Raw genomic sequence first — 26203 nt, 5'->3', positions numbered from 1 at the left:
ATCTTCTTAATGAAACCAGAAAGGGCTCATCTCGCCAGGGATGACGCGTCGCTAAAAACGCCACTATCTATAAGCTAATCTTATTATAAGCCGCTGCCATCGCCCTTCTCTTCCCCTTGCAGAAGCGCTAAATCCATCGCCACTTTTTGCCTGCCCTGCCTTAAATAGCGATGCAAACGATTACCTCACTCAAAAAACACCCTTCCTCTACTCAATCCCCTTTCAGACCATCCAGTCAAAGACATTTGTGACAAGCGTCACACTTTACCTAAAGTGAAATGAAACAAGGTTTGACAAGTGTGAGCGATATCTATTTCCTTAAGCGCGGATGACGGCACACTGCCGCAGCATTCATCGCGGGTGTTTTTTGCTGTGAAAACAGTCACCCTTTCCTCTTCTGTTGACGACTTAATAAGACCTTCGCAGTGGCTTCATAAAAAGGGTCATTAAGCCTGTGGTAATATAATGAAATATAAAATTCTGATGGCTGGCGCACTCGCAGCGCTCTCTTATAGTGCCTCTTCAACTGCTGCTACCGATTCGCCGGAGTATGTTTCCGACTGGTGGCATCAGAGCGTCAACGTGGTGGGAAGCTACCACACCCGTTTCGGACCTCAGTTCAATAACGACGTGTATCTGGAATACGAAGCGTTCGCCAAAAAAGACTGGTTCGATTTCTACGGCTATATCGATGCGACTAACTTCTTCGGCGTGGGTAACTCCAATGCTAACGGTATCTTTGACCATGGCTCCCCGCTGTTTATGGAAATCGAACCTCGTTTCTCTATCGACAAGCTGACCAACACGGACCTGAGCTTCGGCCCGTTCAAAGAGTGGTACTTCGCGAACAACTATATCTACGATATGGGCCGTAACAGCGATAACCGCCAGAACACCTGGTTTATGGGTCTGGGTACCGATATCGATACCCACTCAGATGTTGGCCTTTCACTGAACGTGTATGCCAAATACCAGTGGGAAAACTACGGTGCAGCTAACGAAAACAGCTGGGATGGCTATCGCTTTAAGGTGAAATACTTCGTTCCGATTACCAGCCTGTGGGGCGGAAATCTGAGCTACATCGGTTTTACCAACTTTGACTGGGGCTCCGATCTGCGTGATGAGACCGGCCCGTCCCGTACCAGCAACTCTATCGCTTCCAGCCATATCCTCTCGCTGGGTTACGATCACTGGCATTACTCGTTCGTGGCGCGTTACTTCCACAACGGCGGACAGTGGGCTGATGGCCAGGAGCTGAACTTCGGTAACGGTCAATTTGAAGTGAAATCCACCGGTTGGGGTTACTACCTGGTCGCTGGCTACAATTTCTGATGCCTTAAACGCAGCCTAAACGCCAGCACCGGAAACCGTGCTGGCGTCATTGTTTCTACGCTTACGCCGTGCCATTTCCTCCCGTCAGACGTATAATTCCTCAGCAATATTGCATCTGATAAAAGGAACTTATATGTCTCCCATGCCTGCCGAAGATGGCTTAAAACTGCGTCCTCTCGAACGTGAAGATCTGCGTTTTGTTCACCAGCTTGATAACAACGCCAGCGTTATGCGTTACTGGTTTGAAGAGCCGTACGAAGCGTTTGTGGAACTGTCCGATCTCTACGATAAGCATATTCACGATCAGAGCGAACGTCGGTTTGTGGTGGAATTTGAAGGGGATAAAGCGGGACTGGTTGAACTGGTTGAGATTAACCATATTCACCGACGTGCTGAATTTCAGATTATCATTGCCCCCAGCCATCAAGGGAAAGGCCTTGCCAGTAAAGCCGTCAAGCTGGCGATGGATTACGGATTTTCCGTGCTGAACCTGTATAAACTTTACCTGATCGTTGATAAAGAAAATAAGAAAGCCATTCACATCTACACCAAATTAGGCTTCGATATTGAAGGCGAACTTATCCACGAATTCTTTATTAACGGCGAATACCGTAACACCATTCGCATGTGCATTTTCCAGCAGCAGTATCTGGCAAAACATAAACCCGCACACGTAATGCTGAACCCGACGGCGCAATAGCGTAGGGACGGTTTTGAACCCGTCAGAACGCGCTACCAGAGGAAGAGCGATCTTCCCCTGGTTGTCCGCATCTAGCCGCGCGCGCCCACCGGATTCATAATGGTATTCACTTTTTCCGGATGGATGTTGTACATGCCGCCATTAAACGGATCGACAAACAGCCAGCCAGGAATGCCACCCAGCGGGATATTGCCGAGGATGTACCAGAGGTTGGCTCTCTCTTCCAGTGGGATCGTCTGCGGCACATAACCCGCGCGCTCCAGTTGCAGCGTGTACTTCTTCTTGCCAAGGTACGAGCCATCAGACTTCAGCAGTGAGACTGTTTTAGGGGTAATCCCTTCTGCAACGGCCCTTCCCGTTTCATCCTGCACCACAAATTTCACGCCCTGAGGCCAGGTCTGGATGGAAACGTCCTGGGTCTGATCGCCAACAATGGTGGCACATCCGCTCAATAACCACGCTGAAGCCAGCGCCAGCAAAAGCCTTCTCATATGCATTCCTGCCAATTTAAATATTCAGAATAGTCTAAGCGGAGTCTGACGGGTTTTCATTAATTACGCCCGACCATTGCGGGCGTAATAAAACAAATTTTCAGCGGGTTATCGCGAATGACAGCGCTGAGCAATCGCGGCGATATCCGCAGGCGTTGTGCGGCAGCAACCACCGATCAGTTTAGCCCCGGCAGACTGCCAGGCAGAAAGATTGTCGATCAATGTGCAGGTTGAGGCATCGCTGTGCCAGGTTTTGCCGATCGCATCGTACTGCTCGCCGGAGTTGGGATAGACCACCAGCGGCTTTTTGCTCAGTGAGGAGAGGTTCTGCAGCGCAGCCGTCACTTTATCCAGCGCGATACAGTTCAGTCCCAGCGCAACGGCCTGCGGGCAACTCTCCAGCAGACTGACGACCTGGCTTAATGGCGTACCGTCACTCAGGTGTTCCCCGTCACGCAGCGTGAATGAGAACCAGGCAGGGGTACCCGGAAACTCGGCCAGCAAGGCCACCAGCGCCTGAATCTCTGCAAAGGATGGCATCGTCTCACAGGCGAGGATATCCGCCCCAGCGGCAACCAATGCCTGAATACGTGGGCGATGAAAGGCCATCATCTCTGCTTGCGGCAGGCTGTAATCACCCCGGTATTCGGATCCATCCGCCAGATAGGCTCCGTAGGGCCCGACAGAGCCGGCAATCAGCAAATTGCCGGCCTGCGGTTCGGCAGCCTGGTAATCCGCTCTGGCACGGCTGGCAAGCTCCACGCTGCGTGCAATCAGCGTCAGCGACTGTTCTTCACTCAGCCCACGTTTGGCGAAGCCCTGCGGGGTTGCCTGATAGCTGGCGGTAATGGCCACCTGCGCGCCCGCGTTGAAATAGTCGTAGTGCACCTGATAAATCAGTTCAGGGTTCTCAATCAGCACTTTAGCCGACCACAGCGCGTCGGTCAGATCGCAGCCGCGCGCTTCAAGTTCGGTGGCCATTGCGCCATCCAGCACCAGCCCCGCTGCCACCTGTTGTTCTACAGAAAGATTATTCGGTAACACGCACACTCTCCTTTGCCAGCTCGCGATTTTTTAATCGTTGAGTGAAATGATAGGCCGCATAGCATAGCGCGACGAAAGGCAGGCCGCAGTATAGCGCAATGCGTTGTTCCGGATCGAACGCCAGACCGACGCAGGCCAGCAAGCAAAGCAGGAACCCAAGGATCGGCGTCAACGGATACCATGGCGCACGGTATTTCAAGTCTGCCAGCGGCTTACCCGCCCGCACATGAGCACGGCGGAAGAAGAAATGCGAAGCACAGATGCTGAGCCAAACGGCCACCACCGCAAAACCTGAAATAGCCGACAGCGCGACAAACACCGTATCCGGCGCAACCACGCTGGAAAACAGCGCCAGCAAGCCACCGATCATGCTCACTGAAATTGCCATCAATGGGATGCCGCGGGAAGTCAATTTGGCGAAACAGCGAGGCAAGGTATTCTGATTTGACAGCGACCAGAGCATCCTGCCCGAAGCATATAAGCCCGAGTTCGCCGCCGAGAGGATCGCCGTCAGGATCACAAAGTTAAAGATATCTGCCGCATAAGGAATACCGATCTTTTCAAAGACCATCACAAACGGGCTTTTGACGATCCCCGCCTGATCCATCGGGATCAGCGCTGCCAGGATCAGTACCGTACCCACAAAGAAAATGATCAACCGTGCGACCGTGGTGCGGATCGCCATTGGCAGAACTTTGTGCGGATTCTCGGTTTCACCCGCCGCGATGCCAATCAGCTCGGTACCCGAGAATGCAAAGTTGACGGCCACCATGGTCATCAGGATCGGCAGGCCGCCGTGCGGCAACCAGCCAGAGGCGGTGAGATTATGGAAGAACGGCGCGCTGCTGCCATCCTTCAGCGGGATAAAACCGAACATGGCTCCCCCGCCGAGGAGTATAAAGGCCAGGATGGTGACCACTTTAATCACTGAGAACCAAAATTCCCCTTCCGCGAAAAAGCGGGAAGAGACCACGTTCAGCATAAAAATCAGCGCGCAAAACAGCAGGCACCACAGCCAGACCGGCGATTGCGGGAACCAGTACTGCATACAGAAACCCGCAGCGGTCAGGCTTGAGCCAAGGGCGACCGTCCACGTCAGCCAGTAAAGCCATGCCACGGTGTACCCCGTTGCCGGACTCAGGTAGCGCGCCGCATAAACATGGAAGGCACCGGTCTCTGGCATCGCCACCGACAGCTCGCCAAGGCTTAACATCACAAGGTAAACCACCAGCGCCCCAATGATATAGGCCAGCAAGGTGCCAGCTGCACCCGTGGTGGAAATGATATAGCCCGTATTGAAGAACAGGCCGGTGCCAATCACGCCGCCTAACGAGAGCATCACCAGATGGCGGGCTTTCATGCTGCGCTTGAATTGTTGCGTTGTATCGGGCTTGCTTTGCTGCATCGCTGATTTATCCGTTTAGACGTCTAAACTTCTACATGGGTCAGCGTTATACCGATTCTGGCCGGTGAAAGCAACGTTACTGAGTGTGGGGGATGATCGTGCGGGGGCGAGATTTTCAGCGCGACCAAGGCGTGCGCCGAAAACTCAACGGGCTGATTACTCAGCCAAACATGTTTACGATATAGCGTTCCAGCGCCGCGCGGGAACTAAAACCGTGGGGGATGCCGTAGTGATCCTGGTTATCTCCAGCCAGATACATCGGAAACTGCACGTACTCTTCACAGGCTTTCATATCGGAGGCCGGATGCGCAAATCCGTGGCTTTTTTCCTTCAACACAGGATGAATAATCAGTGCGGTACGGCCCATGCGCGCTTCACGATTAACGTAGACATAGTTATCGCCTCGACGGTAACCATAGGCTCTTGCGGTGACCGCATCCATTTCAAATCCCGCACCTTCCAGTACGCGAGCAACTTCATCAGGGCGTAAATACATACTCATTCCTCTAAAACGTGCCAACCCTGCAACCTTACAACAGCGTGAAGGTTAAGCGCTTTCGGAATAATCCATAAACGCCCTGCTTTCCGGTCCGGGTCACTAAAAATCTGCATGATGGTCTATAGTTAATAGTACGTTTCATTTCCAAGGGAGAGAAAAATGTTTAACCGAAACACTAAAAATGAAGACATTGATATCAATCAGGACGTCAATCAGCTGGCCGATACCCTTGACGATCTGCTGAAATCTTACGGAAGTAAGACTAAAGATGAAGTCGACGGTGCACGTTCCCGCGCAGAAGCGATGTTGAAAGAGACTCGCGCCAAACTCCACGGCAATAACCGTGTAACCCAGGCGGCAAAAGATGCCGGCGGGCAAGTTGACTCTTATGTGCGTGACAAACCGTGGCATGGAGTTGGGATTGGTACTGCATTAGGTATTTTTGTTGGGGCGTTGATTGCAACGACCACCTCATCGCGTAACTAGTTTCGTTTACTTTACAGACAAATCCCCGCATCTGATGGTGTGGGGATTTTTTTTGCCGGTCTTAAAACGCTGCATCCCGCGCCTGACAAGGCCTGTCCATTTTCCTGACGAAGAAAAGCCTTATACCTGGATATTGTATGGTTGCATTCTCAAACCACTATATCTAGTATTTACCTCATCAACCCAGCCACTACATGTGGTGAAGCGACGGCAGCGTATTGCAGCAAAAAGCGTGCCAGACGAGACGTCAATCAGCCAACAAGGTAAATACGAATCATGCGCATTATTATTTACACAAAAAACAACTGTGTCCAGTGCAATGCGACAAAAAATGCCATGGAGAAACACGGCCTCGATTACCAGCTGGTTAACCTCGACCACGAGCCGGCTGCCGTCGAAACGCTAAAATCAATGGGTTATCGCCAGGTGCCCGTCGTGATGGCGGAAGACGATCACTGGAGCGGTTTCCGCCCGGACAAAATCTCCGCACTTCGCCCACTTACAGCGATGCAGGGTTAAGACGATGTCGACGCTGGTCTATTTTTCCAGCCAGTCTGAAAACACACACCGTTTTGTCATCCGCACCGGCCTGCCTGCGCGCCGCATTCCACTGGATGCCGCGCAGCGTTTGCAGGTGGATGAACCCTATATATTGGTGGTGCCCAGCTACGGCGGCGGCACCAGTCAGGGCGCGGTACCTAAGCAAGTCATCCAGTTTTTAAACGATGTCAGTAACCGCCAACTCATCCGCGGCGTGATTGCCGCCGGTAATCGCAATTTCGGCGAAGCCTATTGCCTGGCCGGCAGCATCATTGCGCAGAAATGCCAGGTGCCATGCCTGTACCGCTTCGAGCTACTGGGCACCGCCGACGACATCGCCAACGTTTATCAGGGAGTAACCGAATTTTGGCAGCGACAGAAAGTACACTCATAACCCCGAATCCGGCCGCGCTGGATTATCACTCGCTTAATGCGATGCTCAATCTGTACGATGCCGACGGCAACATTCAGTTTGAGAAAGATAAAGAAGCCACGCGTCAGTATTACCTGCAACATGTTCTGCCGAACACCGTGAAATTTGATTCCGTTGGTGAGCGCTTACAGTACCTGGTTTCAGAGGGCTACTACGAAGCCGACGTGCTGAATGCTTATCCGTTTGAATTTGTCAGTTCGCTTTTTGAGCAGGCGTATAAACGCCGTTTCCGCTTCCAGACCTTCCTTGGCGCGTGGAAGTTTTATACCAGCTACACGCTAAAGACCTTTGATGGTAAACGCTATCTGGAAGGCTTTACTGAGCGCGTCTGCATGGTGGCGTTGACCCTGGCCAAAGGCGATCGGTCGCTGGCCTTATCGTTGATGGAAGAGATGCTGTCTGGTCGTTTCCAGCCGGCCACGCCCACCTTCCTCAATTGTGGAAAACAGCAGCGAGGCGAGCTGGTTTCCTGCTTCCTGCTGCGTATTGAAGACAATATGGAGTCGATTGGCCGCTCGGTGAACTCCGCTTTACAACTCTCCAAGCGCGGTGGTGGCGTCGCTTTTCTGCTTTCCAACCTACGTGAATCGGGTGCGCCAATAAAGCGTATCGAAAACCAGTCATCGGGCGTGATCCCGGTGATGAAAATGCTGGAAGACGCCTTCTCTTACGCCAATCAGCTTGGCGCGCGTCAGGGCGCAGGTGCCGTTTATCTGCATGCTCATCATCCGGATATCCTGCGTTTTTTGGATACCAAGCGCGAAAACGCCGACGAAAAAATCCGTATTAAAACGCTGTCGCTTGGCGTGGTCATTCCCGATGTCACTTTCCAGCTGGCCAAGACTAACCAGCAGATGGCGCTGTTTTCGCCGTATGACGTTGAGCGTATTTACGGCCTGCCGTTCGCGGATATCAGCATCAGCGAAAAATACCAAGAGATGTTGGCGGACGAACGCATCACCCGCACCTTTATCAATCCACGTGAATTCTTCCAGACGCTGGCGGAAATTCAGTTCGAATCCGGCTATCCGTACATCATGTTTGAAGATACGGTAAACCGCGCGAACCCGATTAAAGGCCGGATTAACATGAGCAACCTCTGCTCTGAGATCCTGCAGGTGAACACGCCTACCGAATACAATGACGACCTCAGCTATCGCCATATCGGTAAGGATATCTCCTGTAATCTTGGCTCACTGAATATTGCCCACACGATGGATTCGCCAGATTTTTCACGCACGGTGGAAATTGCGGTGCGGGGTCTGACGGCGGTGTCCGATCAAAGCCATATCCATTCAGTTCCTTCAATTGAACGTGGCAATGCCCAGTCGCACGCCATTGGCCTGGGGCAAATGAACCTGCACGGCTATCTGGCACGCGAAGGCATTCAATACGGCTCTGAGGTGGCGCTGGACTTCACCAACCTCTATTTCTATACCATCACCTATCACGCTCTGCGCACCTCTAACCTGATTGCTCAGGAGCGTGGAGAGCGCTTTGCCGGTTTCGAAGAATCGCGTTACGCCAGCGGTGAATACTTCGCTCAGTACGTTGAGCAAAGCTGGCAGCCACGTACACCCGAAGTCGCCGCGCTGTTTGCCCGCGCGGGAATTACGTTACCGGGCCAGAAAGAGTGGCAGGAACTGCGTGAAGCGGTGATGAAGCACGGGATCTACAACCAGAATCTTCAGGCGATCCCACCGACCGGCTCTATCTCCTATATCAATCACGCGACGTCGAGCATTCACCCGATCGTGTCGAGGATTGAAATCCGTAAAGAAGGTAAAACTGGCCGCGTGTATTACCCGGCACCGTTTATGAATAACGACAATCAGGCGTTCTACCGGGATGCCTATGATATCGGCCCCGAAGCGATTATTGACACCTATGCCGAGGCCACGCGCCATGTCGATCAGGGTCTTTCTCTGACGCTTTTCTTCCGCGATACCGCCACCACGCGCGATATCAATAAGGCGCAGATTTACGCCTGGAAGAAAGGCATTAAAACGCTGTACTACATTCGCCTGCGTCAGATGGCCCTGCTGGGCACTGAAGTAGAAGGCTGCGTTTCCTGCTCGCTGTAAGCTCACCATAAGGGGCGGATAACGCGTCCCGGAAGAAAAAATATGACCTTAAAACGTGTACACGCTATTAACTGGAACCAGATTGAAGATGATAAAGATCTGGAAGTCTGGAACCGTCTGACCTCCAACTTCTGGCTGCCAGAAAAAGTGCCGCTCTCCAATGATATTCCCGCCTGGAATAGCCTGAATGCGGATGAACAGCAGCTGACCATCCGCGTATTTACCGGGCTCACCTTGCTGGACACCATTCAGAATACCGTTGGCGCACCGGCATTGATGGCGGATGCGGTCACACCACATGAAGAAGCGGTGATGTCTAACGTCAGCTTTATGGAAGCCGTGCATGCCCGTTCATACAGCTCGATCTTTTCAACGCTCTGTCATACCACCGATGTGGATGCCGCCTATGCCTGGAGCGAGGATAATCAACCGCTTCAGCGCAAAGCAGAAATCATTCTGGAACATTATCATCATGACGATCCGCTTAAGAAGAAGATTGCCAGCGTGTTCCTGGAGTCCTTCCTGTTCTATTCAGGTTTCTATTTACCGATGTACTGGTCAAGCCGCGGCAAGCTCACCAATACCGCCGACCTGATCCGTCTTATCATCAAAGATGAAGCGGTGCACGGGTATTACATCGGCTATAAGTACCAGAAAGCGCTGGAAAAGGAGAGCCCTGCCCGTCAGGATGAGCTGCAGCAATTTGCCGTAGAGTTACTGCTGGCGCTGTATGAAAACGAACTGGCCTATACCGAAGCCTTGTACGACGGCGTGGGCTGGAGCGAAGAGGTGAAAAAATTCCTGCACTACAACGCCAACAAGGCACTGATGAACCTCGGTTATGAAGCCCTTTTCCCGGCAGAAATGACCGACGTGAACCCGGCCATCCTCTCCGCACTATCGCCTAACGCCGATGAGAATCACGATTTCTTCTCCGGATCGGGGTCATCCTATGTAATGGGCAAAGCGGTCGATACGGAAGACGAAGACTGGAATTTTTAACTGCCTGCCAGATGGCTGCGCCCGGCAGCCATCTTTCCTCTCATCACCCGTCATTTATTTTTTATTAATCAGTCGTTCAACAAAAATTGAATAACAGATTAATGGCAGTTTTATGTGGCATATTTCACAACAAATCACTGGTGCTGAGGCAATAATTCGGCGCTTTGTCGGATGATCCTGAGCGAAATATTCATTTATTTTCCCGCACCTCAATTCGCTGCAATCCCTTACCCCTGCTGAATTTTTCGGAGATCGCTGTCTCAGTGATAATTTTCGCACTGCGCCTGAAGGGTTGCCTCAGAATCTCAGTGTGCTACGGTATAGCCCGCTAATATTCAACCAGGTAAAAGAAGAAATATAAGAAATTAACCGCTAACAAGGAATTTAAATATTGCATGGCAATTAAACTAGAAGTTAAGAATTTATATAAGGTATTTGGGGAAAATCCCGATCGTGCGTTTAAGCACATCGAGAAGGGGATCAGCAAAGAAGCACTGCTCGAGAAAACAGGACTCTCTCTCGGGGTGAAAGATGCCAGTCTGGCCATTGAAGAAGGCGAGATATTCGTGATCATGGGGTTGTCCGGTTCAGGAAAATCCACCATGGTTCGCCTTCTCAATCGTCTGATAGAACCCACCAGGGGTCAGGTCATCATTGATGGCGTCGATATTGCCAAAATATCCGACAGCGCGCTGCGTGAAGTTCGCAGAAATAAAATCAGCATGGTATTCCAGTCATTCGCATTAATGCCGCATATGTCAGTTCTGAATAATGCCGCATTTGGCATGGAATTAGCTGGCATCCCGCTGCAGGAGCGTCAGGAAAAAGCGCTTGATGCCCTGCGTCAGGTAGGCCTGGATAATTATGCTCATGCTTACCCGGACGAATTATCTGGCGGTATGCGCCAGCGTGTTGGATTAGCCCGCGCTCTGGCAATTAATCCGGATATTTTATTGATGGATGAAGCCTTCTCAGCACTGGATCCGTTAATCCGTACCGAAATGCAGGATGAGTTGGTGAAACTGCAGTCGCGCCACCAGCGCACCATCGTCTTTATTTCCCATGACCTTGATGAAGCCATGCGCATTGGCGACCGAATTGCCATTATGCAGGGCGGTGAAGTCATCCAGGTGGGAACCCCGGATGAAATCCTGAATAATCCGGCGAATGACTATGTCCGCACCTTCTTCCGCGGCGTGGATATCAGCCACGTGTACAGCGCGAAAGATATTGCCCGTCGCAGCGCGGGCGCATTGATGCGTAAAGCCCCCGGCTTTGGCCCTCGCTCGGCGCTTAAGCTGTTGCAGGATGCTGACCGTGAATACGGCTACATTCTTGAAAAACAACGCTTCGTTGGTGTGGTTTCCACCGACTCGCTGAAAGCCGCGCTGGCTTCCGGTGAGGGTCTGGATGGCGCCATCCTTGCAACTCCTGCCGCCGTTCCTGGCGATACCTCGCTGAGTGACTTGCTGACTCACGTGGCTCAGGCACCGTGTGCCGTGCCGATTGTCGGTGAAGACCATCAGTACATCGGGATTATCTCCAAAGGCACGTTACTACAGGCATTAGACCGCGAAGGAGCCAGCAATGAGTGAACAAACAACCGCAACCGATCCATGGGCGGCTTCGAGCACGCCTGCGACTAACGCCCCTGCAGCCACCAGCGCACCGGCAACTGACAGTACCCAGTCTGCCGCCAGCAGCAGCGATCCCTGGTCTACCGCCGCGCCATCCGATGGTGGCGCCGCTTCTTCAACTCCTGCTGACGGCGGTTCCGCAACGTCCGCCCCAACAGACGCAGCACCAACTGGCGGCGGCGATGCATGGGGAACGCCATCAGGGGGTCATGATGCTGCGGCGGCCAGCGGCAGCGACTGGTTAAACAGCACGCCGGCACCACAAGCCGAGCACTTCAATATTCTCGACCCGTTCCACAAGACGCTGATCCCGCTGGACAGCTGGGTGACCACCGGTATCGACTGGATCGTTTCCCACTTCCGTCCGGTGTTCCAGGGCATTCGTGTGCCGGTGGATTATATCCTCAGCGCTTTCCAGCAGCTGCTGCTGGGTATGCCGGCGCCGGTCGCCATTGTGATCTTCGCCCTGATTGCCTGGCAGATGTCCAGCCTCGGAATGGGTATCGCCACCCTGGTCTCACTGATTGCGATAGGGGCGATTGGTGCCTGGTCGCAGGCGATGGTCACCCTGGCGCTGGTACTCACCGCCCTGCTGTTCTGTATTTTGATCGGTCTGCCTTTGGGTATTTGGCTGGCGAGATCCGACCGGGCGGCGAAAATTATCCGGCCGCTGTTGGATGCGATGCAGACCACCCCGGCGTTCGTGTATCTGGTGCCGATTGTCATGCTGTTCGGTATCGGCAACGTGCCGGGCGTGGTGGTCACCATTATCTTTGCACTGCCGCCGATTGTTCGTCTGACCATCCTCGGGATTAAGCAGGTGCCCGCCGATCTGATTGAAGCCGGTGAATCCTTTGGTGCCAGCCCGCGTCAGATGCTGTTTAAAGTGCAACTGCCGCTGGCGATGCCCACCATTATGGCTGGCGTAAACCAGACGCTGATGCTGGCACTGTCGATGGTGGTTATCGCTTCGATGATCGCGGTAGGTGGCCTGGGTCAGATGGTTCTGCGCGGAATTGGTCGTCTGGATATGGGTCTGGCTACCGTCGGTGGTGTGGGCATCGTTATCCTCGCCATCATCCTCGATCGCCTGACGCAGTCAGTTGGCCGCGACAGCCGCAGCCGGGGCGCTCGCCGCTGGTACAACACCGGACCACTGGGCCTGTTCACCCGTCCGTTTATCAAATAACACCTTCTGCTGCTGATGGCGTGCCCGCCGCGCCACCGGCAGCCTAAGCTACGATAACTCAAAAAAGGATATCCCATGCATAAGACAGCATTGTTAGCCGCCGCATTGACTACCCTGGTCGCCACTCAGGTTTCCGCCGCCGATCTGCCGGGCAAAGGCATTACCGTTAAGCCCGTTCAAAGCACCATTTCAGAAGAAACCTTCCAGACCCTGCTGGTCAGCCGTGCGCTGGAAAAGCTGGGTTACACCGTTGATCAGCCAAGTGAAGTGGATTACAACGTCGCCTATACCACTATCGCTGCGGGTGACGGCACCTTTATTGCCACTAACTGGAAGCCGTTACATGATGATATGTACAACGCAGCAGGCGGCGATAAGAAGTTCTTCCGCGAAGGCACCTATGTTCAGGGGGCCGCACAGGGTTACCTGATTGACAAGAAAACCGCCGAGAAATACCACATTACCCGTATCGACCAGTTGAAAGATCCTAAGCTGGCGAAGCTGTTCGACAGCAACGACGATGGCAAGGCTGACCTGACGGGTTGTACGCCAGGCTGGGGCTGTGAAGCGGTGATTAACCACCAGATCAAAGCCTATGACCTGAGCAATACCGTGGTGCATAACCAGGGTAACTATTCGGCGATGATTGCCGATACCATCACCCGCTTCAAAGAAGGTAAACCGATCCTGTATTACACCTGGACGCCTTATTGGGTGAGCGATGTGCTGGTTCCGGGCCGCGATACCGTCTGGCTGCAGGTGCCATTCTCTTCTATGCCTGGCGCACAGAAGGATGTGGATACCAAGCTGCCGAACGGGGCGAACTACGGTTTCCCGGTCAACACCATGCATATCGTCGCCAACAAAGCCTGGGCTGAGAAAAACCCGGCAGCGGCGAAACTGTTCTCAGAGATGAAGCTGCCTATTGCGGATATCAATGCACAGAACTCCCGTATGCATCAGGGCCAGTCTTCTGAAGCCGACATTAACGCGCACGTTGATGGCTGGATCAAAGGTCATCAGGCACAGTTTGATGGTTGGGTGAAAGACGCGATGTCTGCAGCGAAATAAACTGCATTCTTCACGGTAGATAGGGGTGGCGCTGGCGTCGCCCCTTTTTCGTACTGGTTTGTCCTGTTAATTAACCTGTGAGTGAAATAGTAATTTGAGTTACCATTACCCCTCAGAATTTTACTACCATACTGAGCGCGATGAAATCCCCGCAAGCTGGTCTTACTCCCTCTCTGGTTGCCCTGATGTCCGTGGCAACAGGTCTGTCGGTTGCCTGTAACTATTACGTACAGCCCTTGCTGGAGACCGTCGCCCGCACGTTTCACCTCTCCGTTAATCAAGCCGGCTTTATCGTTACCACCGCCCAACTTGGCTATGCCGCCGGACTCCTGCTGTTGGTGCCGCTGGGCGATATGCTGGAACGCCGTGGCCTGATTGTCATCATGAGCCTGCTGGCGGCGGGAGGAATGGTGATCACCGCCCTTTCTCCAACACTTCCCTTAATGTTACTGGGCACCGTGCTCACCGGACTCTTCTCGGTGGTGGCACAGATTATGGTGCCCTTAGCCGCCACCCTGGCCGCGCCGGAAAAACGCGGGAAGGTGGTTGGCACAGTGATGAGCGGCTTGCTGCTGGGGATCCTGTTAGCCAGAACCGTTGCCGGTGGACTTGCCCAACTCGGCGGATGGCGCACGGTGTATTGGGTCGCCAGCGTCCTTATGGTGCTGATGGCCCTGGCCTTATGGCGCTTTTTACCGCGCTACAAGCAATCGGTTCCGTTGAACTACGGACAGTTGCTCAACTCTATTTTCAGCCTGTATGCGCATTCCCCTCTGTTAAGAACCCGCGCCATCACCGGCTGCCTCGCCTTTGCCAACTTCAGCGTGCTGTGGACATCGATGGCCTTCCTGCTGGCTTCCCCGCCTTATGGTTATTCTGAAGGGACCATCGGGTTACTGGGTTTGGTGGGTGCAGCGGGCGCACTGGCGGCAAGACAAGCCGGCACGCTGGCCGACAAAGGCAAAGCCCGCTTAACCACCACCGTCGGGCTGGCGATTATGCTGTGTTCCTGGGGGATCACCGCGCTGGGAAGTCACTCATTGATTGCATTAATCATTGGTATCATCCTGCTGGATTTGGCAGTGCAGGCCGTTCACATTACAAATCAGAGTGTTATCTACCGGCAGATGCCCGAAGCACGCAACCGCTTAACCGCCGGATATATGACCAGTTACTTTATTGGCGGTGCCGTAGGCTCGCTGGTTTCCGCGACCGCGTTCCAACATGCTGGCTGGTATGGCGTTTGTAGTGCCGGTGCTTTGTTAACTTTGCTTAATATTTTAAGCTGGTGGCACGGCGCACATAATGAGCAGGCTACTTCTTAGCCTGCAAATAGTAAATTGCGTAAATTTCAGGGTGACTGCCCTGTTATGCGTTTACACACTCTGGTATGGTTAGTCTGCACTTATACAGGTTAGTTATTTTTTCGTATGAAACTATTAAGTCACAGGCAGGAAGACGTTCAGAATGTCCCGACAATTTGCCCCGCTGCACGTGATCTTCTTCTATTGTGTGTTGCTCGCAGTAACCAGCCTGTTTGTTTTAATCACATTATTGCGTCCCGGTGCTTTGCGTTGAGCGGTGGTGTCGATCCCCACGGCAGAGTAAAGGACCTGGCAAGAATACGATCATCTTGTTACTGAGTGTGCGGGTTGGAGCGTCGCTGTTTGATTCGCTCTTTGCGGTATTACCGCACGCCAATAAATCAACTCCGCCGTGACGGTGGGGGATTACCGGTCTGCAACTGAGCAGAGCCCGCTTCGCGTCAACCAGCAGAGTGCTGTTAACTGGCGTTTCGGGCTTCTTCAGATTGATGACCGTTTTGAGCTTACCCTCAGGGGCTTAGGCTTATCAGGTATTACCTTTTATAACACCAGCAGTATCGCCCTTTTTGATGCTGCTGAGCGCCCTGGGTTATGGAGTGACCTGGAAATTACTGATGGTGTCCACCGGCATGTGAACAACCCCTGCCGACAGGATTGATGTTTTGACTTATCACCATCGATACGATACCAGTTGCAACTTATGAGGTCCCAGATGGAAAGTTCGTTTTCTCCCATTGAACAGATGCTAAATTTCCGCGCTAACCGCCAGAAAGATTTCCCTTTGCAGGAAATCATGTTGACGCGTCTGTGCATGCACATGCAGAGCAAACTGCTGGAAAACCGCAACAAAATGCTCAAGGCTCAGGGAATTAACGAGACGTTGTTTATGGCATTGATTACTCTTGATGCGCAGGAAAATCACAGCATTCAGCCTTCAGAACTTAGCGCTGCGCTGGGATCATCCCGCACCAACGCGACTCGTATTGCCGATGAACTGGAAAAACGCGGCTGGATCGAACGCCGTGAAAGCGACAGCGATCGTCGTTGCCTGCACCTGCACCTGACCGATAAAGGGAATGAATTCCTGCGTCAGTTGCTGCCACCTCAGCATAAATGTCTGCAGCTGTTGTGGTCTTCACTGAATCCTTCAGAAAAATCTCAGCTCGAAGGGATCACCCGTAAACTATTGACCCGACTGGATCAAATGGACGAAGAGGAAGTGGTCACCGCCCTTTCCCGATAACCTTTCCTTCAATAGCATATTGTGCGACAACCTGCCTGCCAGTAACCGCTATTTTAGACCGCAAATTTTTGATTTATGCCAGCGCTAACCCGCTGGCATTTTAGAATCCGGGCATGACTCATTTGAGCCATGCCCGGTTGGCATGGATAAGTGGAGAAGACCATGAGTGCAAATGCGGAGATCCAAAACCCGCAACCGCCGGCTAAAAAGAAGAAAACACGTAAAATAGCGTTACTTTTTCTTGCTGTGCTGTTCATTGTTATCGGGGTGGCTTACCTGGTGTACTGGTTTATGGTGTTGCGCCATTACCAGGATACCGATGATGCGTATGTTGCAGGCAACCAGGCGCAGGTGATGGCGCAGGTTTCAGGTAGCGTCAACAAGGTTTGGTTCGACAATACCGACTATGTCAAAAAAGGCGATGTGCTGGTCACGCTGGATAAAACCGATGCACAACAGGCATTTGAAAAAGCGCAGACCGCTCTGGCGACAACGGTTCGTCAGACTCACCAGCTAATCATTAATGGTAAGCAGTATCAGGCCACCATCGATCTGCAAAAGACCGCGCTGGAACAGGCTCAGTCAGATTTAAAACGTCGCGAGCCTTTAGGGGCTGCGAACCTGATTGGTCGTGAAGACCTGCAACATGCGCGTGATGCCGTCGCCACCGCGAAAGCTCAGCTGGATGTTGCCACGCAGCAATACAATGCAAATCAGGCAATGGTCCTCAACACGTCGCTGGAAAATCAGCCGGCGGTGAAACAGAGCGCGGCTGAACTGCGTGATGCGTGGCTGGCTTTAGCCCGTACCGAAGTGGTCAGTCCGGTTGATGGCTATGTTTCCCGCCGTAGCGTGCAGGTTGGTTCGCAAATCTCCTCCACCACGCCGCTGTTAGCCATCGTCCCGGCTAACAATCTGTGGGTCGATGCCAACTTCAAAGAGACTCAGTTAGCCGGCGTTCGCATCGGTCAGTCTGCCACCGTTGTCAGCGACATTTATGGTGACGACGTGGTTTATCACGGCAAAGTGGTCGGTCTGGACATGGGCACCGGTAGCGCCTTCTCGCTGCTGCCAGCACAGAACGCTACCGGCAACTGGATCAAAGTGGTTCAGCGTCTGCCGGTGCGTATTGAGCTGGATCCGAAGGAAGTCGCCCAGCATCCACTGCGTATAGGTCTGTCTACGCTGGTGACGGTGGATACCACCAATACCGATGGCGGCGTACTGGCCACCAGCGTGCGCTCTGCGCCAGCTTATGAAACCAACGCGCTGGCTCTGGATCTGGCGCCTGCGGACAAGATGATTGCTGAAATCATCCGCGCCAATGCAGGTTAAGCAAGCGGGAGGCTGTTATGGCACAAAAACCGCTTGAGGGTACTCAGCTTGTTCTGATGACCATCGCGCTGTCGCTGGCCACGTTTATGCAGGTGTTGGACTCCACCATCGCCAACGTGGCTATCCCGACCATCGCCGGTAACCTGGGCGCCTCAAACTCTCAGGGCACCTGGGTTATCACGTCGTTTGGGGTGGCTAACGCCATCTCCATCCCGATTACCGGCTGGCTGGCCAAGCGCGTAGGCGAGGTGAAGCTGTTCCTGTGGTCCACGGCGGCGTTTGCCGTGGCTTCCTGGCTGTGCGGCATGTCCGACAGCCTGACCATGCTGATCTTCTTCCGCGTGGTTCAGGGTGTGGTCGCAGGCCCGCTGATCCCGCTTTCACAGAGTTTGCTGCTCAACAACTATCCGCCAGCGAAGCGAAGCGTCGCCCTGTCGTTATGGGCGATGACGGTGATTGTGGCGCCCATTTGCGGGCCGATCCTCGGTGGCTGGATCAGTGATAACTATCACTGGGGGTGGATCTTCTTTATCAACGTGCCGATTGGCGTGGTGGTAGTGATGCTGACGCTGCAAACCTTGCGAAACCGGGAAACGGAGACCGTCATCAGGCCGATAGATACGGTCGGGCTGGTGTTGCTGGTCGTGGGTATAGGTTGCCTGCAGGTGATGTTGGACCGGGGTAAAGAGCTGGACTGGTTCAGCTCACCAGAAATAGTTGTGTTGACGGTGGTGGCGGTCATCGCGTTGCTTGTCCTGTTGGTATGGGAGCTGACGGACGACCATCCGATAGTGGATCTCTCGCTGTTTAAATCGCGAAACTTCACCATCGGCTGCCTGTCGATCAGTCTGGCCTATATGCTCTACTTCGGCTCGATCGTCCTGTTGCCGCAGTTGCTCCAGGAAGTTTATGGCTACACGGCAACCTGGGCGGGGCTGGCTTCGGCACCGGTTGGGATATTGCCGGTGATCCTGTCGCCGATTATCGGCCGGTTCGCGCATAAGCTGGATATGCGAAAACTGGTGACCTTCAGCTTCATCATGTATGCCGTCTGCTTCTACTGGCGAGCGTATACGTTTGAACCGGGAATGGATTTTGGCGCCTCGGCGTGGCCGCAATTTATTCAGGGCTTTGCGGTGGCCTGCTTCTTTATGCCGCTGACCACCATCACCCTTTCCGGGCTTCCCCCCGATCGGATGGCGGCGGCCTCAAGCCTTTCGAACTTTACGCGAACGCTGGCGGGCTCCATCGGCACCTCGATCACCACAACCATGTGGACCGATCGGGAATCGATGCACCACAGCTACCTTAGCGAGTCAGTGAACGCTTACAACGTTAACTCGCAGGAGATGTATACCAAGCTGGAGCAGTTGGGAATGACCCACGATCAGGCCTCGGCCTGGATTGCCCAACAGATCACCAATCAGGGGCTGATTATCTCCGCCAATGAGATCTTCTGGGCGTCGGCGGCGGTGTTCCTGTTCCTGCTGGTATTGATCTGGTTTGCCCGTCCGCCATTTGGTGCTGGCGGTGGCGGCAGTGGCGCACACTGACGATTGCTGAGTTTCAGCCAAAAAAAACGGGCCCTTGCGGGGCCCGTTTTTCTTTAGAGCAACAGCTTAAGCGTTCTGACGCCACCATTCTGCCAGCAGAATCCCGGTCGCTACCGAAACGTTAAGACTCTCAACGTTGCCGGTGCCGCCGATAGAGACGCTCAGATCGCCCTGTTGCCAGGTGCTGTCTGACAGACCGTCACGTTCCTGTCCCAGAACCAGTACCGTTTTCGCTGGCAGTTCAGCCTGCGCTAACGGGGTTCCTTTATGACTTGACGTGGTTACGATGGTATAGCCCGCTTTACGGAATGCATTCAACCCTTCAGCAAAGCTTTCGCCGCTGATGGCCTGAACATGCTCTGCTCCACCTTCTGCCGTGCGCACTGCGGCACCGGACTCCAGTAAAGACGCATCATCCACCAGCAACCCTTTCGCACCAAAGTGTGCACAGCTGCGCATCATGCCGCCCAGGTTGTGTGGATTACCAATCTGCTCCAAAGCAACAACACAATCTTTCTCGCCCGCATTGGAAAGCCACTCGCTGACTGGCATTCCGACACGTTTTTTGATCAGGAAGCAGACGCCACCGTGGTGCTCTGTGCCAGACGCTTTGACCAGTTCGGCCTCGTCCACCACATGATAAGCCTTACGGTTAGCCGCCATCCATTTCAGCGCCTCGCGGAAACGCGGGGTCACTTCCTGGACAAACCAGGCACGCACGATACAGTCAGGACGGCTCTGGAACAGGGCCTGGCAGGCGTTTTCGCCATACACACGCGTCTCTTCCAAACGTTGACGGCGGATCTGCTCCGGGTCGATATAGCTTTTTCCGCTGATGCCACCGTGATCCGGTTTGCTGTCATCAATTGCAGACGGAGCGCGTGAAACCGTACGCCATGGTGAATCACCCGGTGCTACGTCGCGATCGCGCCCGCCACGCGGTTTGCTGTCTGTGTTACTACGTGAAGAAGGACGACGACTGCCATCCTGACGAGGTCCACCTTTACCCGTGCGGGGATTTTGCCCGCCCTTGCTACTCTCGTCATCACCGCGGACATACATCACTTTGACTTTGCCGCTTTTACCTTTAAATTCGTCGTTCATTTTCCCTCCACCTGGCTGAGCGCGAAGCGCGCAGAGTACCTGATGTGGCGGCGCTTAGCTATCAACTTCCACTAAAACCGCGTTGCACGCGTTATCCGGGCAGAGAGCGCGCTTCTCCCGGGTTGAAGATGCTGAAAATTCTCTCAGCCACAGCCTATTATACCCATTGAACAAACCACTTTGTTGGCTGAGACTCTCTCAACCATAATTATCGTCACTTTTACTCAGGAATGCGGTAAGTGAATGCTTACCCCCTACTCATCACCGAGGTGAATCAATGAATACGGTTTGTGCTTCATGCCAGGCGACGAATCGCGTTCCGCCAGAGCGTATCACTGATGGCGCGAAATGCGGCCGCTGCGGCAGCGAATTATTTACCGGTGAAGTGGTTAACGCCACTGCCGCCACGCTGGATAAATATCTGCAGGATGAACTGCCTGTGGTGATCGACTTCTGGGCGCCGTGGTGTGGCCCTTGCGTCAACTTCGCCCCGGTTTATGAAAACGTCGCTGACGAGCGTAACGGTAAAGTGCGCTTTATTAAGGTGAACACCGAAGCGGAGCCTGAGCTTAGCGCCCGTTTCCGTATCCGCAGTATTCCTACCATTATGGTGTATAAGCAGGGCAAGATGGTCGATATGCTCAATGGCGCAATGCCGAAGACGCAATTCGATGAATGGCTGAACGAAAACATCTGATCTTCCCTACGTGGTCAGGCTTGCCTGGCCACTACTGCTTAAACGCCAATTCCGTTAGAATGACGTTTTCCTCAGATTAACGCCCATGACTGAAAACGCTGTCCTGCGCCTGCGCGCCGAACGCCTTGCTCGCGCCACTCGCCCCTTTCTGGCACGCGGAAACCGTACCATTCGTTGCCAACGCTGCCTGCTGCCGAGGAAAAACTGCCTGTGCGCAACGATGGCGCCGCAGCAAGCCCGCAGCCGTTTCTGTTTGGTGATGTTTGATACTGAACCAATGAAGCCAAGCAATACCGGTCGCTTAATTGCCGATATTCTGCCGGACACGCAAGCCTTTGGTTGGTCACGCCTCGATCCCGATCCGGCACTGCTGGCGGCGGTACAAAATCCCGATGTTCAGCCGGTAGTCGTTTTCCCTGAGTCCTATGCCGATGCCGGGCGTCCGGTGATGAACACCCCGCCGATGACAGGCAAACCGCCCCTCTTTATCATGCTCGATGGCACCTGGACTGAAGCCCGTAAGATGTTCCGTAAAAGCCCCTGGCTGGATACCTTCCCGGTGATGTCGTTGACGCTGACCAGACCGTCGAACTATCAGTTGCGTGAAGTGCATGGCGAAGGTCAGCACTGTACCGCGGAAGTAGCGGCAGAGCTGCTGCTTCAGGCCGGTGATACTGCGGCCGGTGAGGCGCTGTTCCGCCATTTCGATCTGTTCCGCCATCGCTATTTAGCCGGCAAACCGCATCACCCACTTCATCAAAATGCGGCTTCGCACGAGGAAGTTATTCCCTGATCGCTTTATCCTTAACGGTGTTTACCGGCTGAGTGCGGCAGACTGGCCAGAAAGCGTTAGAATCAGGATGAATCTTTTCGAAGGGAGGGGAAATGAGCCAACGCGGATTAGAAGCGCTATTAAGACCTAAATCGATTGCGGTGATTGGTGCCTCTTCACGACCGGATCGCGCAGGGTATCTGATGATGCGTAACCTGCTGGCGGGCGGTTTTAACGGTCCAATCCTGCCGGTCAACCCGAAATACCAGGCCGTTTGTGGCGTGCTTACCTGGCCTGATATCGCCAGCCTGCCCTTATCACCCGATCTTGCTGTCCTCTGCACCCATGCCAGCCGCAACCTTGACTTGCTGAAAGCGCTAGGCGAACGCGGCTGTAAGGCCTGCATCATTCTTTCGGCACCCGCCAGTCAGCTTGATGCGCTAAACCAGTGTGCCAGCGAATGGCAAATTCGTCTGCTTGGCCCCAACAGTCTTGGCCTGCTGGCTCCCTGGCAGGGCTTAAACGCCAGCTTCTCACCCGTCCCGATTCAACAGGGAAAACTCGCCTTTATCTCTCAGTCTGCCGCGGTTTCTAACACCATTCTGGATTGGGCTCAGCAACGGCAACTCGGGTTTTCCTGGTTTATTGCACTTGGCGACAGCCTGGATATCGATGCCGACGACCTGCTGGATTTCCTCGCCAGAGATGGCAAAACCAGCGCAATCCTGCTCTATCTGGAGCATCTTAGCGACGCCCGGCGCTTTGTTTCTGCAGCGCGAAGTGCTTCAAGGAATAAACCGATTCTGGTGATCAAAAGCGGTCGTAGCCAGCAGGCACAACAATTACTGAAAACCCATGCCGGCCTTGATGCCGCCTGGGATGCCGCTATCCAGCGCGCGGGTATGTTGCGGGTACAGGACACCCATGAGCTGTTCTCCGCGGTAGAAACGCTTAGCCATATGCGCCCGTTGCGCGGCGAGCGGTTGATGATCGTCAGTAATGGCGCGGCCCCCGCGGCACTTGCGCTTGATGCGCTGGATGCCAGAAACGGCAAGCTGGCACAATTAAGTGAGGATTTGCTCACTGACCTGCAAAGCCTGCTGCCTGATGAGATCAGCGCAGGTAATCCGTTGGATTTAAAGGATGATGCCACGCCGGATCGCTATCTTCAGGTGGTCTCGCGCTTGCTGGATAGCCAGGACATTGACGCGCTGATGATTATTCACGCTCCCAGCGCTGTCGCACCCGCCTCGCTGACCGCACAAAGGCTGATTGAAACCATCCTTAAACATCCCCGCGCCAAACAAATTTCACTGTTGACCAACTGGTGCGGAGAGTTCTCTTCCCTGGATGCGCGCCGGTTGTTCAGTGATGCCGGTATCCCGACCTACCGCACGCCTGAAGGCACGGTCACCGCCTTTATGCATATGGTGGAGTACCGCCGAAACCAGAAGCAGCTGCGTGAAACGCCGGCTCTGCCGCCGAACCTGACGGCGAATACCGCTGAGGCTCATCATTTAATCCGCCAGGCGCTGGAAGGTGGCGCCATTACGCTCGACACGCATGAAGTTCAGGCCATTTTGCGCGCCTATGGGCTCAATACATTGCCAACCTGGATTGCCAGCGACAGTGCCGAAGCGGTGCACATCGCCGGTCAGATTGGCTATCCCGTTGCGCTGAAACTGCGGTCGCCGGACATTCCCCATAAGTCGGAGGTTCAGGGGGTGATGCTGTATCTGCGCACCGCCAGCGAAGTTGAGCTGGCAGCTGAAGCCATTATCGATCGGGTCAAACTGGCTTTACCGCAGGCAAATATCCATGGGCTTTTGGTGCAAAGCATGGCCAACCGTGCCGGAGCCCAGGAGTTAAGAATTGTGGTAGAACATGACCCGGTGTTTGGTCCGATGATCATGCTGGGAGAAGGTGGCATTGAGTGGCAAGCCGACAAACAGGCGGTGATTGCTTTACCGCCGCTGAACATGACGCTGGCGCGCTATCTGGTTATTCAGGCCATCAAGAGCGGTAAAATCCGCAGTCGCAGCGCGCTCCAGCCGCTGGATATTGCCGGCATCAGCCAGGTGCTGGTGCAGGTCTCCAACCTGATCGTTGATTGCCCTGAGATCGTGCGGCTGGACATTCATCCTCTACTGGCGTCAGGGTCTGAGTTCTCACTACTGGATGTCACCATGCAACTGGCTGATTTTGTCGGCGATCCCGAAGCGCGTCTGGCTATTCGCCCTTATCCTCATGCGCTTGAAGAATGGGTAGAGATGAAAAATGGTGAGAGCTGCCTGTTCCGTCCAATTCTGCCTGAAGATGAGCCCTTATTACGCGAGTTCATTAGCCGGGTGACAAAGGAAGATCTTTATTATCGCTATTTCAGTGAGATCAATGAGTTCACTCATGACGATTTGGCTAACATGACGCAGATCGACTACGATCGAGAGATGGCCTTTGTTGCTGTCCGTCAGCAAAATGGCAGTAATGAGATCATTGGTGTGACGCGTGCTATTTCCGATGCCGATAACATCGATGCAGAGTTTTCCGTGCTGGTACGCTCCGATCTTAAAGGGCTGGGCCTGGGTCGGCGACTGCTGGAGAAGATGATTATCTATACCCGTCAACATGGGTTGCAGCAGTTAAACGGGATTACCATGCCGGGCAATCAGGGAATGATTACGCTGGCACGCAAACTGGGATTTAGGGTAGATGTGCAGATTGAAGACGGTATTGTGGCCCTTTCGCTGCCTTTTTCGCCACCCTGATAATGTCTGGAAACGTAAAACTAAAACCATCGGGCCCGACTAATGGTAATATTCGCGGTTAGGGTGATGATTTTATGGCAAAAGGCCATTCTATGAACAGAGAAGATACGCACTGTGATGTTGTCTAAATTCAAACGTAATAAACACCAACAGCACCTTGCGCAACTGCCAAAACTGTCTCAGTCGGCTGCTGACTTCACGACGCTGTATTCAGCGGCTGATTTCCGTAAGACTTTGCTTGAGAAAATCGCCGGTGCGAAACATCGTATCTGCATTGTGGCGCTTTATCTTGAAAACGATGACGGTGGCCGCAGCATTCTCAACGCGCTGTATGAAGCCAAACGCCTTCGCCCTGAGCTGGATGTCCGTGTCCTTGTAGACTGGCACCGCGCACAGCGTGGTCGTATTGGCGCAGCGCGCACGGCAACCAATGCCGACTGGTATTGTGAGCTGGCAGACGCTCACCCTGACATTCACATCACCGTTTACGGCGTGCCGGTAAATACCCGTGAAGCCTTAGGCGTCCTGCATCTGAAAGGGTCGATCATCGATGATACCCTTTTCTATACCGGTGCCAGCCTCAATGACGTCTATCTTCATCAGCATGATAAATACCGTTATGACCGCTATCAGCTGATTACCAATCCCACGCTGGCTAACACCATGTTCGACTGGATAGAAACTAACCTTATCCAGGCTGAAGCGGTGCATCGTCTCGATCAGCATGAGCGGCCCAAAAGTCCGGAAATCAAAAATGAAACTCGTCAGTTCCGCCAGGATCTGCGCGGGTTTGATTATGAGTTCGAAGGTGATGCCAATAATGAACAGCTGGCAGTGACTCCGTTAGTTGGGCTTGGCAAACGCAGCCTGCTCAACAAAACCATCTTCCACCTGATGCCTTGTGCTGAGCAAAAGCTGACGCTCTGTACTCCGTACTTCAACATGCCCGCCATCCTGGTGCGCAACATTATCTGGTTACTGCGCCAGGGCCGTGAAGTTGAGATCATCGTTGGGGATAAAACCGCGAATGACTTCTACATCCCTGAAGATCAGCCGTTCAAGATTATCGGTGCCCTGCCTTACCTGTATGAGATCAACCTGCGCCGCTTCCTGAGCCGTTTGCAATATTACGTCACTAACGGCCAGTTGACGGTTCGCCTGTGGAAAGACGGCGAGAACAGCTACCATCTTAAAGGCATGTGGGTAGATGACGAATGGCTGCTTATTACCGGGAATAACCTGAATCCGCGCGCATGGCGTCTCGATCTGGAAAATGCCGTCCTCATCCACGATCCGCTCCAGCAGCTGGTTGAGCAAAGCCGCCACGAGCTGGCGCTGATCCGTCAAAACACCACCGTGGTTGAACACTTCCGCGATCTGGAAAGCATTGCCGATTACCCGCTTAAAGTGCGTAAGCTGATCCGCCGTCTGCGCCGCATCCGTATCGACAGGCTGATTAGCCGCATTCTGTAAGTTCGCTTAAATCAGGCCCTGTC

23 protein-coding genes are annotated in these 26203 nt (G+C 53.6%); 18 read left to right on the top strand and 5 right to left on the bottom strand.

Annotated elements, in window-relative coordinates; translation table 11 throughout:
* Positions 1-465: 465 nt before the first annotated feature.
* The gene (locus AC1UKS_RS05600) at positions 466-1332 is read left to right on the top strand and encodes a nucleoside-specific channel-forming protein Tsx (protein WP_013203449.1); all 867 of its coding nucleotides are present in this window, start codon (positions 466-468) and stop codon (positions 1330-1332) included.
* A gap of 142 nt (positions 1333-1474) precedes the next feature.
* On the top strand, positions 1475-2032 hold the full coding sequence (gene speG / locus AC1UKS_RS05595) for a spermidine N1-acetyltransferase (RefSeq protein ID WP_041692388.1): 558 nt from the start codon (positions 1475-1477) through the stop codon (positions 2030-2032).
* A 71-nt stretch (positions 2033-2103) separates the two neighbouring features.
* Here the strand turns inward: speG and AC1UKS_RS05590 are convergent, their stop codons facing one another.
* The 4 genes from AC1UKS_RS05590 to AC1UKS_RS05575 all read right to left on the bottom strand — a co-directional run bounded on the left by AC1UKS_RS05590 (position 2104) and on the right by AC1UKS_RS05575 (position 5468).
* Positions 2104-2523: a hypothetical protein gene (locus tag AC1UKS_RS05590; protein ID WP_041692100.1), complete on the bottom strand. Its 420-nt coding sequence runs from the start codon at positions 2521-2523 to the stop codon at positions 2104-2106.
* 108 nt (positions 2524-2631) lie between these two features.
* Complete coding sequence (gene mmuM, locus AC1UKS_RS05585) at positions 2632-3504, bottom strand: homocysteine S-methyltransferase (RefSeq protein WP_482436886.1); 873 nt, start codon at positions 3502-3504, stop codon at positions 2632-2634.
* A gap of 49 nt (positions 3505-3553) precedes the next feature.
* Positions 3554-4972, bottom strand: coding sequence for an S-methylmethionine permease (gene mmuP, locus AC1UKS_RS05580; protein ID WP_482436072.1), 1419 nt, complete (start codon positions 4970-4972; stop codon positions 3554-3556).
* A gap of 160 nt (positions 4973-5132) precedes the next feature.
* Positions 5133-5468 carry a DUF2002 family protein gene (locus tag AC1UKS_RS05575; RefSeq protein WP_265911300.1) on the bottom strand — a complete coding sequence of 112 codons (336 nt, stop codon included), beginning with the start codon at positions 5466-5468 and terminating at the stop codon, positions 5133-5135.
* 162 nt (positions 5469-5630) lie between these two features.
* Here AC1UKS_RS05575 and AC1UKS_RS05570 point away from each other — a divergent pair, with 162 nt between their 5' ends.
* The 12 genes from AC1UKS_RS05570 (at position 5631) to emrB (ending at position 19369) form a co-directional block, all read left to right on the top strand.
* Positions 5631-5957: a DUF883 family protein gene (locus tag AC1UKS_RS05570; RefSeq protein WP_053144600.1), complete on the top strand. Its 327-nt coding sequence runs from the start codon at positions 5631-5633 to the stop codon at positions 5955-5957.
* Positions 5958-6233: 276 nt separating this feature from the next.
* Positions 6234-6476: a glutaredoxin-like protein NrdH gene (gene nrdH / locus AC1UKS_RS05565; protein ID WP_482436071.1), complete on the top strand. Its 243-nt coding sequence runs from the start codon at positions 6234-6236 to the stop codon at positions 6474-6476.
* 4 nt (positions 6477-6480) lie between these two features.
* Positions 6481-6891 carry a class Ib ribonucleoside-diphosphate reductase assembly flavoprotein NrdI gene (gene nrdI, locus AC1UKS_RS05560; protein ID WP_013203457.1) on the top strand — a complete coding sequence of 137 codons (411 nt, stop codon included), beginning with the start codon at positions 6481-6483 and terminating at the stop codon, positions 6889-6891.
* Positions 6892-6908: 17 nt separating this feature from the next.
* Entirely contained in the window at positions 6909-9014 is a 2106-nt protein-coding gene (gene nrdE / locus AC1UKS_RS05555; RefSeq protein WP_482436885.1) for a class 1b ribonucleoside-diphosphate reductase subunit alpha, read from the top strand.
* A gap of 42 nt (positions 9015-9056) precedes the next feature.
* Positions 9057-10016 carry a class 1b ribonucleoside-diphosphate reductase subunit beta gene (gene nrdF, locus AC1UKS_RS05550; RefSeq protein WP_134822589.1) on the top strand — a complete coding sequence of 320 codons (960 nt, stop codon included), beginning with the start codon at positions 9057-9059 and terminating at the stop codon, positions 10014-10016.
* A 395-nt stretch (positions 10017-10411) separates the two neighbouring features.
* Positions 10412-11611: a glycine betaine/L-proline ABC transporter ATP-binding protein ProV gene (gene proV, locus AC1UKS_RS05545; RefSeq protein ID WP_482436070.1), complete on the top strand. Its 1200-nt coding sequence runs from the start codon at positions 10412-10414 to the stop codon at positions 11609-11611.
* Positions 11604-12842 carry a glycine betaine/L-proline ABC transporter permease ProW gene (proW, locus tag AC1UKS_RS05540; RefSeq protein ID WP_482436069.1) on the top strand — a complete coding sequence of 413 codons (1239 nt, stop codon included), beginning with the start codon at positions 11604-11606 and terminating at the stop codon, positions 12840-12842. The genes proV and proW overlap by 8 nt, the downstream gene beginning before the upstream one ends.
* A 75-nt stretch (positions 12843-12917) precedes the next feature.
* Positions 12918-13913: a glycine betaine/L-proline ABC transporter substrate-binding protein ProX gene (gene proX / locus AC1UKS_RS05535; protein WP_265911304.1), complete on the top strand. Its 996-nt coding sequence runs from the start codon at positions 12918-12920 to the stop codon at positions 13911-13913.
* Positions 13914-14053: 140 nt separating this feature from the next.
* Entirely contained in the window at positions 14054-15238 is a 1185-nt protein-coding gene (locus AC1UKS_RS05530; RefSeq protein WP_482436068.1) for an MFS transporter, read from the top strand.
* A 712-nt stretch (positions 15239-15950) separates the two neighbouring features.
* The gene (mprA, locus tag AC1UKS_RS05525) at positions 15951-16481 is read left to right on the top strand and encodes a transcriptional repressor MprA (RefSeq protein ID WP_013203464.1); all 531 of its coding nucleotides are present in this window, start codon (positions 15951-15953) and stop codon (positions 16479-16481) included.
* 162 nt (positions 16482-16643) lie between these two features.
* Positions 16644-17816, top strand: coding sequence for a multidrug efflux MFS transporter periplasmic adaptor subunit EmrA (gene emrA, locus AC1UKS_RS05520; protein ID WP_482436067.1), 1173 nt, complete (start codon positions 16644-16646; stop codon positions 17814-17816).
* Between the two features lie 17 nt (positions 17817-17833).
* Positions 17834-19369, top strand: a complete 1536-nt coding sequence (gene emrB / locus AC1UKS_RS05515) for a multidrug efflux MFS transporter permease subunit EmrB (RefSeq protein WP_013203466.1) — start codon at positions 17834-17836, stop codon at positions 19367-19369.
* A gap of 66 nt (positions 19370-19435) precedes the next feature.
* Here the strand turns inward: emrB and AC1UKS_RS05510 are convergent, their stop codons facing one another.
* A complete protein-coding gene (locus AC1UKS_RS05510) occupies positions 19436-20473 on the bottom strand; it encodes a tRNA/rRNA methyltransferase (RefSeq protein ID WP_013203467.1) in 1038 nt (345 codons plus the stop codon).
* A gap of 277 nt (positions 20474-20750) precedes the next feature.
* Between AC1UKS_RS05510 and trxC the strand changes: the two genes are divergently transcribed.
* The 4 genes from trxC (at position 20751) to pssA (ending at position 26180) form a co-directional block, all read left to right on the top strand.
* Positions 20751-21170, top strand: coding sequence for a thioredoxin TrxC (trxC, locus tag AC1UKS_RS05505; RefSeq protein ID WP_013203468.1), 420 nt, complete (start codon positions 20751-20753; stop codon positions 21168-21170).
* 85 nt (positions 21171-21255) lie between these two features.
* Positions 21256-21963: a tRNA-uridine aminocarboxypropyltransferase gene (locus AC1UKS_RS05500; RefSeq protein ID WP_053144618.1), complete on the top strand. Its 708-nt coding sequence runs from the start codon at positions 21256-21258 to the stop codon at positions 21961-21963.
* 92 nt (positions 21964-22055) lie between these two features.
* Positions 22056-24707: a bifunctional acetate--CoA ligase family protein/GNAT family N-acetyltransferase gene (locus AC1UKS_RS05495; RefSeq protein ID WP_482436066.1), complete on the top strand. Its 2652-nt coding sequence runs from the start codon at positions 22056-22058 to the stop codon at positions 24705-24707.
* A 117-nt stretch (positions 24708-24824) separates the two neighbouring features.
* Positions 24825-26180 (top strand): CDP-diacylglycerol--serine O-phosphatidyltransferase, encoded by a 1356-nt coding sequence (gene pssA / locus AC1UKS_RS05490; RefSeq protein WP_013203471.1) that lies wholly within the window; start codon positions 24825-24827, stop codon positions 26178-26180.
* The last annotated feature ends 23 nt before the right edge of the window (positions 26181-26203 follow it).

This window comes from Erwinia sp. AK-PDG3-5 (assembly GCF_056821705.1).
This window is presented reverse-complemented; position numbering and strand designations above follow the sequence as displayed.

Excerpts from the sequence above, each read along its gene's own strand:
- proV (WP_482436070.1), top strand. The coding sequence starts at position 10,412 with ATGGCAATTAAACTAGAAGTTAAGAATTTATATAAGGTATTTGGGGAA.
- mmuP (WP_482436072.1), bottom strand. The coding sequence starts at position 4,972 with ATGCAGCAAAGCAAGCCCGATACAACGCAACAATTCAAGCGCAGCATG.
- AC1UKS_RS05590 (WP_041692100.1), bottom strand. The coding sequence starts at position 2,523 with ATGAGAAGGCTTTTGCTGGCGCTGGCTTCAGCGTGGTTATTGAGCGGA.
- AC1UKS_RS05495 (WP_482436066.1), top strand. The coding sequence starts at position 22,056 with ATGAGCCAACGCGGATTAGAAGCGCTATTAAGACCTAAATCGATTGCG.
- emrA (WP_482436067.1), top strand. The coding sequence starts at position 16,644 with ATGAGTGCAAATGCGGAGATCCAAAACCCGCAACCGCCGGCTAAAAAG.
- AC1UKS_RS05530 (WP_482436068.1), top strand. The coding sequence starts at position 14,054 with ATGAAATCCCCGCAAGCTGGTCTTACTCCCTCTCTGGTTGCCCTGATG.
- proX (WP_265911304.1), top strand. The coding sequence starts at position 12,918 with ATGCATAAGACAGCATTGTTAGCCGCCGCATTGACTACCCTGGTCGCC.
- proW (WP_482436069.1), top strand. The coding sequence starts at position 11,604 with ATGAGTGAACAAACAACCGCAACCGATCCATGGGCGGCTTCGAGCACG.
- emrB (WP_013203466.1), top strand. The coding sequence starts at position 17,834 with ATGGCACAAAAACCGCTTGAGGGTACTCAGCTTGTTCTGATGACCATC.
- nrdH (WP_482436071.1), top strand. The coding sequence starts at position 6,234 with ATGCGCATTATTATTTACACAAAAAACAACTGTGTCCAGTGCAATGCG.
- AC1UKS_RS05510 (WP_013203467.1), bottom strand. The coding sequence starts at position 20,473 with ATGAACGACGAATTTAAAGGTAAAAGCGGCAAAGTCAAAGTGATGTAT.
- AC1UKS_RS05570 (WP_053144600.1), top strand. The coding sequence starts at position 5,631 with ATGTTTAACCGAAACACTAAAAATGAAGACATTGATATCAATCAGGAC.
- AC1UKS_RS05600 (WP_013203449.1), top strand. The coding sequence starts at position 466 with ATGAAATATAAAATTCTGATGGCTGGCGCACTCGCAGCGCTCTCTTAT.
- AC1UKS_RS05575 (WP_265911300.1), bottom strand. The coding sequence starts at position 5,468 with ATGTATTTACGCCCTGATGAAGTTGCTCGCGTACTGGAAGGTGCGGGA.
- mmuM (WP_482436886.1), bottom strand. The coding sequence starts at position 3,504 with ATGGCCACCGAACTTGAAGCGCGCGGCTGCGATCTGACCGACGCGCTG.
- AC1UKS_RS05500 (WP_053144618.1), top strand. The coding sequence starts at position 21,256 with ATGACTGAAAACGCTGTCCTGCGCCTGCGCGCCGAACGCCTTGCTCGC.
- nrdF (WP_134822589.1), top strand. The coding sequence starts at position 9,057 with ATGACCTTAAAACGTGTACACGCTATTAACTGGAACCAGATTGAAGAT.
- speG (WP_041692388.1), top strand. The coding sequence starts at position 1,475 with ATGCCTGCCGAAGATGGCTTAAAACTGCGTCCTCTCGAACGTGAAGAT.
- nrdI (WP_013203457.1), top strand. The coding sequence starts at position 6,481 with ATGTCGACGCTGGTCTATTTTTCCAGCCAGTCTGAAAACACACACCGT.
- mprA (WP_013203464.1), top strand. The coding sequence starts at position 15,951 with ATGGAAAGTTCGTTTTCTCCCATTGAACAGATGCTAAATTTCCGCGCT.
- trxC (WP_013203468.1), top strand. The coding sequence starts at position 20,751 with ATGAATACGGTTTGTGCTTCATGCCAGGCGACGAATCGCGTTCCGCCA.
- pssA (WP_013203471.1), top strand. The coding sequence starts at position 24,825 with ATGTTGTCTAAATTCAAACGTAATAAACACCAACAGCACCTTGCGCAA.